The sequence below is a fragment of the Sedimenticola selenatireducens genome, from assembly GCF_963675335.2.
GTDB lineage: Bacteria > Pseudomonadota > Gammaproteobacteria > Chromatiales > Chromatiaceae > Sedimenticola > Sedimenticola selenatireducens.
The window spans coordinates 1,720,966-1,734,681 of the sequence record NZ_CAXXYC010000004.1 but is presented as its reverse complement, the minus strand read 5'-3'; the positions used below and the strand labels follow the sequence as shown (position 1 = coordinate 1,734,681).

Annotated in this window: 18 protein-coding genes; 6 read left to right on the top strand and 12 right to left on the bottom strand. The window is 56.5% G+C overall.

Annotated features, from left to right (window positions below):
• Positions 1–101 precede the first annotated feature (101 nt).
• Positions 102–476, top strand: a complete 375-nt coding sequence (locus ACHZBF_RS19285; RefSeq protein ID WP_029133234.1) for a sulfur globule family protein — start codon at positions 102–104, stop codon at positions 474–476.
• 127 nt (positions 477–603) lie between these two features.
• Here the strand turns inward: ACHZBF_RS19285 and erpA are convergent, their stop codons facing one another.
• From erpA to argC, 4 genes are all read right to left on the bottom strand, one after another.
• Entirely contained in the window at positions 604–957 is a 354-nt protein-coding gene (gene erpA / locus ACHZBF_RS19280; protein ID WP_029133235.1) for an iron-sulfur cluster insertion protein ErpA, read from the bottom strand.
• A 101-nt stretch (positions 958–1,058) separates the two neighbouring features.
• Positions 1,059–1,547 (bottom strand): bactofilin family protein, encoded by a 489-nt coding sequence (locus ACHZBF_RS19275; RefSeq protein ID WP_051302095.1) that lies wholly within the window; start codon positions 1,545–1,547, stop codon positions 1,059–1,061.
• A gap of 11 nt (positions 1,548–1,558) precedes the next feature.
• Positions 1,559–2,281, bottom strand: a complete 723-nt coding sequence (locus tag ACHZBF_RS19270) for a DUF6776 family protein (protein WP_321529328.1) — start codon at positions 2,279–2,281, stop codon at positions 1,559–1,561.
• Positions 2,282–2,355: 74 nt separating this feature from the next.
• Positions 2,356–3,384 (bottom strand): N-acetyl-gamma-glutamyl-phosphate reductase, encoded by a 1,029-nt coding sequence (argC, locus tag ACHZBF_RS19265; RefSeq protein WP_321529327.1) that lies wholly within the window; start codon positions 3,382–3,384, stop codon positions 2,356–2,358.
• A gap of 581 nt (positions 3,385–3,965) precedes the next feature.
• On the opposite strand from argC, the gene ACHZBF_RS19260 reads away from it, so the two are divergent.
• Both ACHZBF_RS19260 and ACHZBF_RS19255 read left to right on the top strand, forming a co-directional pair.
• Entirely contained in the window at positions 3,966–4,673 is a 708-nt protein-coding gene (locus tag ACHZBF_RS19260) for a DUF4126 domain-containing protein (RefSeq protein WP_321529326.1), read from the top strand.
• A 25-nt stretch (positions 4,674–4,698) separates the two neighbouring features.
• Positions 4,699–5,118, top strand: a complete 420-nt coding sequence (locus tag ACHZBF_RS19255) for a CopD family protein (RefSeq protein ID WP_029133239.1) — start codon at positions 4,699–4,701, stop codon at positions 5,116–5,118.
• 140 nt (positions 5,119–5,258) lie between these two features.
• Here the strand turns inward: ACHZBF_RS19255 and ACHZBF_RS19250 are convergent, their stop codons facing one another.
• Both ACHZBF_RS19250 and ACHZBF_RS19245 read right to left on the bottom strand, forming a co-directional pair.
• Complete coding sequence (locus ACHZBF_RS19250; protein WP_029133240.1) at positions 5,259–5,645, bottom strand: HesB/IscA family protein; 387 nt, start codon at positions 5,643–5,645, stop codon at positions 5,259–5,261.
• 112 nt (positions 5,646–5,757) lie between these two features.
• Positions 5,758–6,231, bottom strand: coding sequence for a DUF5063 domain-containing protein (locus ACHZBF_RS19245; RefSeq protein WP_029133241.1), 474 nt, complete (start codon positions 6,229–6,231; stop codon positions 5,758–5,760).
• A 191-nt stretch (positions 6,232–6,422) separates the two neighbouring features.
• Here ACHZBF_RS19245 and thiD point away from each other — a divergent pair, with 191 nt between their 5' ends.
• From thiD to hemL, 3 genes are read left to right on the top strand one after another with little or no spacing between them, the layout of a single operon-like run.
• Complete coding sequence (gene thiD, locus ACHZBF_RS19240; protein ID WP_273439454.1) at positions 6,423–7,217, top strand: bifunctional hydroxymethylpyrimidine kinase/phosphomethylpyrimidine kinase; 795 nt, start codon at positions 6,423–6,425, stop codon at positions 7,215–7,217.
• Between the two features lie 6 nt (positions 7,218–7,223).
• Complete coding sequence (gene thiE, locus ACHZBF_RS19235; RefSeq protein WP_321529325.1) at positions 7,224–7,874, top strand: thiamine phosphate synthase; 651 nt, start codon at positions 7,224–7,226, stop codon at positions 7,872–7,874.
• Positions 7,871–9,154, top strand: a complete 1,284-nt coding sequence (hemL, locus tag ACHZBF_RS19230) for a glutamate-1-semialdehyde 2,1-aminomutase (protein ID WP_321529324.1) — start codon at positions 7,871–7,873, stop codon at positions 9,152–9,154. Before thiE ends, hemL begins: the two co-directional genes overlap by 4 nt.
• Before the next feature lie 285 nt (positions 9,155–9,439).
• Here hemL and ACHZBF_RS19225 read toward each other — a convergent pair whose 3' ends face one another.
• The 6 genes from ACHZBF_RS19225 to ACHZBF_RS19200 all read right to left on the bottom strand — a co-directional run bounded on the left by ACHZBF_RS19225 (position 9,440) and on the right by ACHZBF_RS19200 (position 13,593).
• A complete protein-coding gene (locus ACHZBF_RS19225) occupies positions 9,440–9,922 on the bottom strand; it encodes a copper chaperone PCu(A)C (protein ID WP_321529323.1) in 483 nt (160 codons plus the stop codon).
• Positions 9,923–9,944: 22 nt separating this feature from the next.
• Positions 9,945–10,559, bottom strand: coding sequence for an SCO family protein (locus ACHZBF_RS19220; protein ID WP_273439461.1), 615 nt, complete (start codon positions 10,557–10,559; stop codon positions 9,945–9,947).
• Entirely contained in the window at positions 10,556–11,056 is a 501-nt protein-coding gene (locus tag ACHZBF_RS19215) for a hypothetical protein (protein WP_273439462.1), read from the bottom strand. Before ACHZBF_RS19215 ends, ACHZBF_RS19220 begins: the two co-directional genes overlap by 4 nt.
• Before the next feature lie 204 nt (positions 11,057–11,260).
• Positions 11,261–12,088 carry an ABC transporter permease gene (locus tag ACHZBF_RS19210; protein WP_273439464.1) on the bottom strand — a complete coding sequence of 276 codons (828 nt, stop codon included), beginning with the start codon at positions 12,086–12,088 and terminating at the stop codon, positions 11,261–11,263.
• A gap of 70 nt (positions 12,089–12,158) precedes the next feature.
• Positions 12,159–12,713 (bottom strand): hypothetical protein, encoded by a 555-nt coding sequence (locus ACHZBF_RS19205; RefSeq protein ID WP_273439467.1) that lies wholly within the window; start codon positions 12,711–12,713, stop codon positions 12,159–12,161.
• Positions 12,706–13,593 carry an ABC transporter ATP-binding protein gene (locus tag ACHZBF_RS19200; protein WP_273439469.1) on the bottom strand — a complete coding sequence of 296 codons (888 nt, stop codon included), beginning with the start codon at positions 13,591–13,593 and terminating at the stop codon, positions 12,706–12,708. Before ACHZBF_RS19200 ends, ACHZBF_RS19205 begins: the two co-directional genes overlap by 8 nt.
• Between the last annotated feature and the right edge of the window lie 123 nt (positions 13,594–13,716).

The following is a 13,716-nucleotide window of genomic DNA, read 5'->3' as shown; positions in this document are numbered from 1 at the left end:
TCCAGGTTGACATATTTAGAAACCACTAATACTTTCATTAGAGAGGCCACTACCGAGTAGTGGCCTTCATACCCAAAATTACGAATCAGGGAGAAGAAATTATGAAAAGCATCATGAAAGCTGCCGCCGTTGCGGCCTTGCTTGTTGCCTCTGCCTCCGCATCCGCCTGGTGGGGTGGTCCATGGGGCGGCGGCCCCTGGGGTGGCGGCCCATGGAACGGTTTAGGAGATGGATGGGGTGACGGCACGGGCGATTTCAACATGAACTTCAGCGGCCGTGGCAGCGGTTACGGCAATGCCTATGGTCGTGGTTACGGTTATCCCTATGGTTATGGTGGCTACCCCTACGGTGGTTACGGCGCACCCTATGGCGGTTACGGCGCTCCCTATGGTGGTTATGGCGCTCCCTATGGCTATGCCCCCGCACCTTATGGCTATCCCGCCGCACCGGCTGCCCCGGCAGCTCCCGCAAACTGATCCAGTTACCCGGACAAATCCGCCACCGCACTTCCCAGTGTCTCGCGGAACAAATCCACGCCTGGACAAAAAAACCCTGCATCTTCGAAGATGCAGGGTTTTTTATGATTTGTGCTGTTTGTTCTTATCAGACCGAGAATGAGGAACCACAACCACAGGTAGTGGTAGCGTTAGGATTGCGAATCACAAACTGCGATCCCTGCAGGCTCTCGGTGTAATCAACCTCGGCGCCCATCAGATACTGCAGGCTCATCGGGTCAACCAGCATGGTGACGCCATCGGTATCCACCCGGGTATCGCCATCTTTCATCTCTTCGTCAAAGCTGAATCCATACTGGAAGCCTGAGCAACCGCCGCCCTGAATGAAGACTCGCAACATCAGGTTGGGATTACCCTCCTCTTTGATCAGGGTAGACACCTTGGTCGCCGCTGCATTGGTAAATACCAGCGGGTTCCCGGTTTCAGCTTGCATACCACTCATAGCCAACTCCAAAATCTGTAATAAAAATGCTCTCGCCGAGCGATTATTAAAACATTATGCTTTTCTGATCAATTTAGTCAAGTATTACGATCTTCCTGCCGTCAACGCCCCCGGGGCGCCCGCTCCGATTCCTCATCGGCACTATCAAATGCAACCACCCGGGGCTGCGCTCCATCGTCTGGATCCTCCGACTTGATATCCTGGCCGTCATAGCCCAGCATCTGCGGCTGGGCATCCTTGGTATGGATCAGTTGCCCGTTGACCTCCGCCCCCATCGCCATCTCCAGCAGATTGTAATAGACCGTGCCGGTAACCTTGGCCTTGGGCGCCAGCTCAACCCGTTCGGATGCGTAAACATCCCCCACCACTGTACCGTTAAGTATTACATTGGGGACCTGGATATCACCTTCAACCCGCCCCTGCTCACTCAGAGTCAGCGCCGACTCCCCACCCTGCTCCACCATCACGTTGCCACAGACCAATCCGTCGACATGCAGACCACCGGTGAAATTGACATCGCCGTGGATAGTGGTTCCGCTACCGATCACGGTGGCAATCTTTGGGGCCCTGAACTTTTTAAAACGCGCCATCTGTCATCCTCTCAATCGGCCACCAGCCAGTCAAAACCCTCTTTCACTTTTGGCAACCTGTTATTCGTTGGATTGATCTCCACAATAACCCGTTGCGGACTGAAGCCCGCCGGCAGCTGGATTAATCCATCAACATCCTGAAAATGCCTGAAGCGCATTTTCAGTTTTTCATCTTTCTCTTTGGTCAACTCTTTCAGCGTGAGTTCAACAATTTCGCCTTCCTGTTCCCCTTCCAGGGTAAGCAGTATCCATCCCACTGCCGTACCGGCGTTCTTCAACGCCTGACTGACAGTGAAGCGGAAGCGGTAGCTGTCAGGCACATCACTTTTGTCCAGCCTAAAGCGCTGGATATAGAGCCCCTCCGACTTGACCCCGGTATCGACAATACCACGCAGTATCTTGAGTTCCTGCTCCATCTCCAGATACCCGGACTGCCTTTCTCTGAGCGCCTCCCGCACCTGACGTATCGACTCCTGATCGATCTGGCTGGTCCGCTCCAACGCAGCCACCTGCTCGCGCAAACGGTTGCGCTCTGCTTCCAGTAACTTGACCTGATGGCGCTGTCCAGTCAACTCAAGCTTGAGCCGGTGAAGCTGATCCGCCTCCGGTTGCCTGAACTGGATATACTCCCGCCAGCCCGCCAACAACACAGCAGCCAACAGTATCGGCAGTATTGCCCAGAGAAAAACCCAGCGACTGCGGGCCTGGACAATTCGGGGCGTTCTGATTTTCATTCCCAGATTCCCGGTCCAGACAGAATCAATGCCTTATGCGCCACTGCATAATGTGTACACACCAGATCATTCAGTTATGGCAACAGGGCTACCGCCTGCAGACCCAGCGTCTCTTCCAGGCCCAGCATGATGTTCATGTTCTGAATTGCCTGGCCGGCTGCACCTTTCACCAGATTGTCGATAACCGAGAGTACCACTACGGTATCCCCGCCTTGCGGCCGGTGGACGGCTATCCGACAGTGATTGATCCCCCTGACGCTGCGCGTCTCCGGATGCGAACCCGCCGGCAGCACATCGACAAAAGGCTCTTCACGGAAGCGCGACTCATACAGCGCCTGCAGGTCGACCTCGTCTGTCAGAGTGGCATAAAGCGTGGAGTGGATGCCACGGATCATCGGCAACAGGTGCGCAACAAAAGTGAGCTCGACATTGCTGTTTGCAACGGCTGAGAGATTTTGCCGGATTTCCGGCATGTGGCGGTGTCCAGGCACCCCATAAGCCTTGAAACTCTCACCTACTTCTCCCATCAGCATACCGACACTGGCGCCCCGACCCGCACCACTGACTCCCGATTTGCAGTCCGCCACCAATCCGGTAAGACGCACAAGCCCGGACTCGATCAGCGGCAAAAAACCCAACGTGGTGGCGGTGGGATAGCAGCCAGGATTGGCTACCAGACTCGCCGTACGGATCGCTTCACGGTTGATTTCGGGCAGTCCGTAGACAGCCTCGGCGACCAGTTCGGGACAGCTATGGGTCATACCATACCACTGCTCCCAGAGCGCGATGTCCCGGATGCGGAAATCGGCTGCCAGATCAACTACCCTGCAGCCCTTTTCGAGCAACTCCGGGACCAGTTTCATGGCCGTGCCATTGGGTGTTGCAAAAAACACCAGATCACAATCGCTCAATGTTGTCAGGTCGGGCTCGGTAAACGGGATATCGAAATGGCCTCGCAGATTAGGGTAGATATCGGAAACCAGACGCCCGGCCTCGGCCCTGGAGGTGATGACCGCGACCTCCACCTCGGGATGTCCCGCCAGCAACCGGAGCAGTTCAACCCCCGTATAGCCCGTACCACCAACAATACCTACTTTCACCATTTTATCGATTCCACACTGAAGAGTGACTAACGGTTGACCCACAGGAGGGCAGCCACGCGAGAGGGGGCGAGACATGTCGCATCCGGATCAGAAAACGTCGTTAATCATACGGTGCCACAGGAAAAATCTAAAGATCCAAACCGATACCAGCTTGGCGGAAACAATAAAAAAGCGGCCCGTGGGCCGCTTAAGCACTGCGTGACGATTCTTTTAATTCCTTCTACCCCGGATATATCTCCGCAGTTGTCACGAACAAGGAATGCGCACACTATATATACACATTTTTTAAAGGTCAATTATTGACTTAAAATTCATACTGATAGGGAACAGCTTGCCACAACTGCCAGCACTGGATAGTCATATCCGGCAGAATCCAGGGGATGGCTTTTTGCACCACAGCTATTCACGCCGTTAATTCTGATTTTAACCGGCTTGACTCCAACCCCATCCCTTCCTCAAACTTCAATACAACAGTCGCCGACTCCGTACACCGGCGAGACTGGCCAATGGCAACAAGGCGGGAACCGATATGCCTTCACTTCTATCCAATGGACAAACCACGGCCATTAAGGAATTAATCAATGGAAACCATTGAACTTATCTCTCTGACACTGGGCGTGGCCTGGGCCTCCGGTATCAATCTCTATGCCGCCGTGCTGGTACTGGGTTATCTAGGCATGACAGGAGACGTCACATTACCGCCAGGATTGGAACTGCTGAGTGATCCATTGGTGATGGCTGCCGCCGGCTTCATGTACATGGTGGAGTTCTTTGCCGACAAGACCCCGGGTGTTGATACCGGCTGGGATGTGCTGCATACCTTTATCCGTATCCCTGCCGGTGCCGTGCTGGCCGCCGGGATGGCCCAAGGACTTGAGGTGAGTCAGGCCGCCGAATTCGCCGCCCTCCTGATCGGTGGCGGTCTTGCTGCTACCACGCACTTCACGAAAACCGGCACCCGGGTATTGATCAACACCTCACCGGAGCCGTTCAGCAACTGGACCGCCTCCATCACCGAAGATCTGGTGGTGATTGGGGGTCTCTGGGCATCGCTCCACTATCCCTGGCTTTTTATTGCCGGCCTGGTGTTGACCCTGCTGTTGATAATCTGGCTGCTACCGAAGCTGTGGCGGGCCCTGAAGCGGGTATTCCGCGCCATCGGGGAATTCTTTGGCGGCCGGAAAAATAATACCGACCAAGCTGATCCTGACCGGCCGGCGACAAAGCGTCAGGACATCCTCCGCGCGCTCTACCATGACGCCAGTGAAACGAAAAAACTGAATAATTAATCACTTCCACAATAGGTAATTTGCGATGTGGCTAAAGGCCTGGCATTTAGTATTTATGGTGACCTGGTTTGCCGGGGTTTTTTATCTTCCACGACTCTTCGTTTACCACGCTATGACCGATGATGAAGCGGGTAATGAACGATTCAAGGTAATGGAAAGAAAGCTCTACTACTTCACCACGCCCTGGATGATCCTCACCTTGTTATTCGGCTTCTGGATGCTCTATGACTACGCTTGGGCGGCATTCGGCAAAATGCTCTGGCTGCATATCAAACTGCTGCTGATTGGCGTTCTCGTGGCCTACCACCTCTACTGCGGGAAGCTGGTCAGAGAGTTCGCCGAGGACAGAAACAGCCACAGTCACGTCTGGTACCGCTGGTTCAATGAGGTACCGGTGGTAATCCTGTTTGCCGTGGTATTGCTGGCGGTGCTGAAGCCGTTTTAGCCATCCCGTTAACGACCGCAGGCAGCGACCGCCAAGTTTAACAACACCGGCGCCCATCCATGCGCCCTGCCGGGTGCGCAATAAAAAAGCCCACGAATAGCGTATTCGTGGGCTTTTTTATTTTTCTGTTCGTTGACGGATCAGGAGCAGCCGCCGCCCTGGGCAGCACTGGAGCTGCAACCGCCACAGCCGCTGCTCTCGGCAGGCTTGAGATTGTTGAACACAAAGCTGGCATTCCCTTGTCCGTGATCCACGAAATCAATCTGCACACCAGCGAGATGACGCATGGTCTCGCCATCCACGATCACATCGAATCCGGTGGAATTGAGAATATAGTCGTTCTCATTGATCTGGTCGGTAAAGGTCATGCCGAAGCTGATGCCGCTGCAACCACCCGGAGTGGCATAGACGCGAATCCCCTTCACTTCCTCTTCAACCTGCCCTACCAGCTCCGCCATCTTGCCTTGGGCCGTTTCGGTCAGGCTGAGTTCTTCATCCCTCAGCAGGTTAGTGGTTGCTTCACTCATTGGTTTTTTCTCCAGACAAAATCAGTAGTATCGCGCGATACTATATCAAACATGGTATTTCATGAACCATTGATTTTTTAGTGAATTTAGCCCTTGAACCCGATCAAGGCATTTAAAGCTGGTTACGCGAGGCAAGCTCATAGAGGTGACGCTCCGCATCCAGCAGATGCTGGCCCCAATGATCCTGATAACCGCAGCACCAATCATCGAAGGCGCGCTCCGGCTCTCGCTGCTCCTCCAGCAGATGCAGCCCATGCTTCAGTTCACAATAGATGTCCGTCAGATCGTCGGCCAGGCTGCCTGACATACCCTGTTCATCCGGCGCCACATCAAACTCCAGCCAGTAGGCATCACGGTGTCCGAGCAACCGGCGAAGCTGGGCAAACCGCTCAAAACGCTCATCCAGATCTGGGGTGAAGTAGTCTGCACTGCGCGGAGGAGCCCCCAGCGCGGTGACTGCAGCATGGAGCTGCGGCAGCAGGGAAGAGAGCTGTCGCAGCCAACTGATATCGGTTTCGTCGGCGGACTCGATCAGGGCACAATAATCCTTGGCCAAACGGGAGAGTTCATTCATTTGTTTATCCATATCTTCACCAATAGGGACGACTCAGCTGCAGAGCTAACCTCAACTGCTGACATTCGTCCCTTATTCCCCAGGAACCACTTCTGCCCCGGACTAGAGGTATTGAGTGAATGCTGGTTTAATTGTAGCCGACGAATCGGCAGTTTTTACAGATTAATCCCACCGCCCGGCCTGCAGGCAAACAGTGACAGAATGTGAAGCAGACAATTCCCAAACCCATCGTCCTCAGCATTGCCGGACACGACCCATCAGGAGGAGCCGGCATCCAGGCCGATATAGAGACCCTGGCGGCATTCGGCTGTCACGCCGCAACGGCCATTACCTGCCTGACCATCCAGGACAGTGGCAATGTGCATGAACTGATTCCACTGTCCGCCGAGCTGATCACCCGACAGGTCGAGACCCTGGTTCAGGATTATCCCATTGGCGCGATCAAGATCGGCCTCATCGGCAGTGCCGAGGCGGCCTTTGCCATTGGAGAGCTACTGGTGCGCCATCCGGAAATACCGGTGGTGCTGGACCCCATACTGGCAGCAGGCGGGGGAACCGAGCTCGCCGGAGAGTCCCTGGTCGAAGCGATTCTTGGGCAGATTATCCCTCACACCAGCCTGGTCACTCCAAACTCCCAGGAGGCGCGACGCCTGACCCAACGACAGCAACTGGAGATGTGCGCTCATGAACTGCTGGCAATTGGCTGTGAAGCTGTACTGATCACCGGCACCCATGAAGCCGCGAAAGACGTCACCAATACCCTTTACCGAAAAGGCGTCCCGCATCACAGCGAGCGGTGGCCGAGACTTGACGGCTCCTACCACGGTTCCGGCTGCACCATCGCTGCGGCGATTGCCGCTGGACTGGCCAGAAAATCTCCCCTGGTTGAAGCGGTCAGTGAGGCGCAACGCTATACCTGGGAAAGCCTCGTCGCCGGCTGGCGGCCGGGTAAGGGCCAGCATATACCGGATCGCTTCTATCGCAGACCAAGTGAGTAATTACTTTTGCACAAACAGGAACAGCTGAAAGGGCTCTACGCCATCACCCGGCCCCATCCGGAGGGATTTGATGCCCTGCTAAAGCAGGTGGCGGGCGCCCTCATCGGTGGCACACGTATTGTTCAATACCGGGACAAACAGCCGGGGGGCGTTCGACGAAAATCGGAAGGCGCGGCGCTGCTGGCGCTTTGCCATGAACACGATGCCCTGCTGATTATTAACGACGACGCCGACCTGGCCAGGGCTATTGGCGCCGATGGCGTCCATGTCGGGAAACAGGATGGCGACATCGCCTCCGTTCGCGCCACCGTGGGCAGTGATGCTGTGATCGGTATCTCCTGCTATAACCGGCTGGCGCTGGCTGCAGCCGCCCAAAACGCCGGGGCGGATTATGTCGCCTTCGGACGTTTTTTCCCCTCGCTCACCAAACCCGATGCGGTGCAGGCCGACATCGAATTATTGGGCGAGGCCAAACGGAACCTGCGGATTCCGGTGGTTGCCATCGGCGGCATAACCCCGGAAAATGGCGCCACGCTTATCCAGGCAGGTGCGGATATGTTGGCCGTCATCAACGGAATCTTTGGTGCACCGGACATCGCCGCCCGCTGCCGCCGTTTCAAACAGTTATTCGACAGTTCGGAGAGACCACCCTCATGACCGCTTCACACGATCGATTCATTCAGGCCCAGCAGCATATTCCAGGTGGAGTGAACTCTCCGGTGCGGGCATTCAAGGGGGTGGGCGGCGACCCGGTATTTGTCGATCATGCCAGCGGCCCCTATATCTACGATCCCGACGGCAAACAGTACATTGACTACGTCGGCTCCTGGGGACCGATGATTCTCGGACATGCCCACCCGGAAGTGCTGGATGCGGTTGCCGCGGTCATCCGCAAGGGGCTCTCTTTCGGCGCCCCGACCCAGATAGAAACCGTGATGGCCGACCGGGTGTGCGAACTGGTGCCCTCCATGGATCTGGTGCGCATGGTCAGCTCAGGCACCGAGGCCACCATGAGCGCCATCCGCCTGGCGCGCGGTTATACCGGCCGTGACAAGATCGTCAAGTTCGAGGGCTGTTACCACGGACACTCCGACTCACTGCTGGTCAAGGCGGGCTCCGGCATGCTGACCCTGGGAGAGCCCAGCTCGCCGGGCGTACCGGCCTCCCTGGCAGAGCACACCATTACCCTGAACTACAACGACATCGACCAGGTGCGAGCCACCTTTGCCGAGATTGGCGGACAGATTGCCTGCATTATCGTCGAACCGGTGGCCGGTAACATGAACTGTATACCGCCGGTTCCCGGTTTCCTGGAGTGCCTGCGGGAAGTGTGTGACCAATCCGGCACCGTGCTGATTTTTGACGAGGTGATGACCGGCTTCCGGGTCGCCCTGGGCGGTGTCCAGGGGCTCTACGGCATCACACCGGACCTGACTACCCTGGGCAAGGTAATCGGCGGTGGCATGCCGGTCGGTGCCTTTGGCGGCAAGCGGGAGATCATGGAGAAGATATCTCCTCTGGGCCCGGTCTATCAGGCCGGCACCCTGTCCGGCAACCCGGTCGCCATGACCGCCGGCTTGAAAACTCTGGAGTTGATCTCGGCTCCCGGTTTCTTCGATCGACTCACCGAGCGCACTACCGAGTTGCTGGTCGGCATCCAGGCTGAAGCCGATGCTGCCGGCATTGCGCTAACCACCAATCAGGTAGGCGGGATGTTCGGCCTGTTCTTCACCGAAGCGGACAAGGTGACCAATTTCGCCCAATCGATGGCCTGCCACCAGGAGCAGTTCAAGGGATTCTTCCACGCCATGCTGGAACAGGGCGTCTATCTTGCGCCCTCGGCTTTTGAAGCGGGGTTTGTCTCGGCGGCCCATACCGGCGCAGATGTCGAAGCCACCGTCAGGGCGGCGGCGGCAGCCTTTAAAAAGATCGCCTGAACAATCCATTCCGGACTCTTTCGCGGTTAGTCTGTCTGTCGGATTACGCCACGCTAATCCGACCTACCCGAAAGTCCGTCGTAGGTCGGGTTATGCCTTCGGCTAACCCGACAAGCTGCGACCCATTAATGTAGCACTTCTCCCTGATCTGTCTGTCGGATTACGCTGCGATAATCCGGCCTACCCAAAAATCTGTGGTAGGTCGGGTTAGCTCGCAGGATGGGCAAAGCTTGCTTGCCCATCCTACTGTGCCGGCCACAGGAGCAGCACCAGCCGCGATAAAGATCAATGCATCTTGTGCTTCATGCCGGCATCCTGCATCGTCATCTGCAGCTTCACCACTGGCACCTTGAGCTGTAATTTACTGCCATCCTCGAACACCAGCGCCATATCGATCTGTTCGCCCGGCACCAGCTCCTGCTGCAGGCCGATCATCATGACATGCAGCCCACCTGGTTGCAGTTTCACACTCTGGCCGGCCGGCAGGTCGATCTTCTCCACCTGACGCATCCGCATCATTCCTTCCGACATGGTATGGGTGTGCAACTCAACCACCTTGGCAGCGGGGCTTTCCGCGCCTTTCAGCACGATATCACTGGCCGAGGCATTGGTCAGGGTCATGAAACTGGCGCTGTTTGGCTGCCCGGGAGGCACGGCACGCACATAGGCATCAGCGACTGATACCTGATCGGCGGCACCGGCAAACAGCGGACTGGAAAAACTGAACAGGGCTGACAATAGAATGACTGAGTTGGCGGTTTTACGCATTGAATATCTCCTCGTACAAAGATTAATTGTTATTGAGTGCTGCCCTGATTGCGGCAAGTATCTCACCCGGCTGCGTGCCATGGCGAATAGTTGTGCGCAGCTGCCCCTGCCGGTCCACCAGATAGAGATCGGCCGAGTGATCGACAACGTAATCGGTTGCCGACTCCTGCTTAACATGGCGATATGCGGCACCATACATGGCCGCGACTCTCTCCAACTGCTCGTGGGTACCGGTAATCCCGAGCAGGTTGGGATGAAAATACTCCCCATAACTCCTCAGGTGATCCAGGGAATCACGTTCCGGGTCGACACTGATGAACAGCGCCTGAACCTGTTGCAACTCCTCCGGGCTCAGCTGGTCCAACGCCGCGCTGAGGAAACCGAGACTGGTCGGACAGACATCCGGGCACCAGGTATAGCCAAAATAGAGTATCAGCACCTGGCCACGAAGAGAGCGGGTATCAATCTGCCCCCGATAGGAGTCCAAGATAAAATCCCCACCCTTTGGCGCCTCGGCTATTCCGAGAGAGGAGGTAGCCGGCACCTGATGCCCGTTCTGTGGCTGCCAGAACAACAGCAGCCAAGTCAGCAATCCTGCCAGCACCACGACCAGTCCACTCAACAAGCCTTTTTTCACTGGCCACCTCCCGGCAACGCAACCCCTTCCTTGACGGTGATAAAGCGAAACGGCGCCGCCAACAGTCCGCGCGGACTGGTGATCAGCACCCGGGCCTCCCACTCCATGGCTACCCGCACACAGACCGGCAACATGCCCGTACCACCATACACCCCCCCCCCTTTCGCACTCAGCCGGGGACGATTAAAACCCATATTCATGTCGATGCCGATAAAATCGACCTCGACCTTGCTCGCCTCTATTCCTGTCAATCGCACTTCCAGGTCCAGCGGCTTCACCAGCGGAATCCCGGGTGTTTTTATGGCAAAACTGACACTGCCACCTCCCGGTAACTCTGAATGGCAAGGCCCGGCACGCAGGTCACAGCCGCTATCCAGAGCAGCCACGCCTCCCACCTCCGGATTCAGGATCGGCAGCGCCTTGTATGCCGCCACACCGGCAAGCGCCACGAATAGCACCCCGGCAATACCCCAGAGCATGGTTGTCGATTTAGCCACGATTGCACCTCAAATATAAACAGGGCGCTATGCTAGAGCGGTTGGACTACGCGGAAATTGATGGCCATCAATGGAATCCGAGCAGAAGGATTGCCCCGCATTTTTGCACATACTGTTTGCGGCATATCACTCAATGCTGCGCAATATGCCGGAAATAGTTCTTGGTGGTACGTACGGGACAGCCATAAGCAGGGGTTGTCTGAATCAGGGCAGATCACTGCGTCTGAAGTGAAGAAATCCCAACGCCGCACAAGCCGTACCCACCAGAACAGGATAAAGCAATGCGTAGGCGATATATCCAACCTGACCGAAAACATCCAGAATCACATACGCAGAAGGTCCCAACAGAACCAGCTGCGGATCGAATAGCATCATGGTCGCCGTACGAAACACCTGCATCGGGTTAACCAGCGCAATGGCGACGGCTGTTTCAGCCGGCAGATGCTCCTGAATCAGGATGCCGAGCAGGATCAGGTCAAGAAACAGTAACAACGTCAGCCAGACCACGAAGGCGGCACCTTGAGCCACATCCGAACTGCGCGCCAGCGTGGAGATCAGCATGCCGATACCGAGAAAGCACCAGGCCAACGCCATCAGCAGGCCGGTGTAATAGATAAACAGGTCCCACGGAACATTGACGCCCTTGATAGTACCCCAGATGACCGCGCCAACCATGGCCAGCAACACCGGCAAGAACACCACCAGGAAACGTCCGAAAATCTTGCCCCAGAACCAGGCAGCCAGGCTGATCGGCAGGGACAAAAGATACTCAAACACGCCCGCTTCTCGATCCCCGGCGACCGACCGAACCGTTGTGATCAATACAAACACCGGAAGAATCGCCATGGATATCTGAATATAGGTAAGCAACAGCCTGGAGAGTCCGGTGAAACCCATGATGCGGGACTCAGCCAGGCCATAGGCGAACAGCACCACAACCAGGCCACCAAAGACCAGGGTATAGACCATGAACCAGCGCGCCCGCAGTGACTCGACGATGTCGGCGTAAGCAGTTAACCAGAGATGTTTCATGCAACACCTCTTCGTGCCGCACTCTGTCGAGCGGCCTGCGGCCGTGAAAATTGTCTATCCTGCCAATTTTTCATTGATGGGTCTCACCCGCATTGTGATTATGGGAATCGGGACTATCCGGCTGGCGCTGGTCCTGACGCTCCTCGAGGCGTCTCAACAGATCCACACCATGGAGATTGAAGCGCTCCTCGACGGCAAAAATATGCGCCTTGGCCTGGGCAAAATCGAGCCCGCCGTCAGCGGGTGCATCCTGAGCCCCCAGGCCGTACTCCATGGGAGTGACATCACCCTTGATATAGGTCGCATTCCTGGCATCGATCCAGCCACTGCCGTTCCGGTCCGTTACCCAGATCTGGGTCTTCGGGTCATCTTTCCAGGGTTTGTCCTCAAGCCAGATGAGCGCGCAGCCGATGTCATCAAACTTCAGCAGCCTGGAGCGCTTTTTATCGGCAGGAAAATAACGGACCTGTGCGGCGTGATTGCGATCACTGAGCACCATCCGGCAACGTTCGCAGGCATCCCGGTCCCACTTGACATCGACCGGACCGCTGCCCGGGTCACCGCCGCAGGCGGTTAACAGTAGCAGCAATACTCCTGACAGCAGCAGGATAAAACGGTCAGTCATTCACCGCCGCCTCACAATCCCTGGTGGCTTCGGCCTCGCGCATATCGATGCCGGATAGCAGGGCCGCGTAACGTGACAGCACGCCAAGGAAGCGCAACCGGTCCGGCCCCGCCACAAGGCCACTCCACTCCCTGCCGTCACTGGACCCCTTGAACCCCCACTCCTGTATGGCCTTGGCAAAGGGCGCCTCAGGGCGAATCAAGCTGATCCTGCAGCTAAGACGACTGGAGAGCTCCACCAGATCAGCAACCCGGTCATCCAGTACCACCTGCCCCTGATCCATCTCGATTACCCGGTTCACCAGGGAAGCAACCTCGTCCAGCCGGTGACTGGAGATAATCATGGCCGCTTCATGCTTTTTCTCTGCCAGCAGGCCGAAAAAGATGTGACGTGCCTCGGGGTCCAGGTTCGCGGCCGGTTCGTCCATCACCAGTAATTCACTGTCACGCCCCAGCGCGATGGCGATCAATAGCTTCTGCTTCTGGCCGCCAGAGAGCTTGACAAAGGGCTGGTGTCTGAATCGTTCCGTATCCAGGCCCAGACGGGCTGCCACTTCAGCCATCCGTTGCGGATTGGAATCACACACACTCGCCGCAAAACGGATCAGTTGCCCAACTGGCATTTTCAGTGGAGGCGGCAATTGCGGGACAAACCCGACCTTGGAAAGTACGGTGCGCCGGTTCTCCCGTGGAACCAGGGAATCCACGGTCACCGATCCTTCGCAGGTATACTCACCCAGCAGGCAACGAATCAGCGTGGTCTTGCCGGCGCCATTGGAGCCCACCAGTGCCACACGGTGACCACGCTCAATGGTCAGGTCAACGCCCTTCAGCACCTCATGACGGCGGAATTTTTTAACGACGCTCTGAAACTCGATCATTCACGGACCCGAAATCTGAATCTGATGCCATCTCGGCATAACGAAAACGCCGGACGGACGTCGGTCTTCACCTTCGTCCGCCACTTCGGCGCCCGTCGTAGTTTAAATTTTTACCGCCAGGGG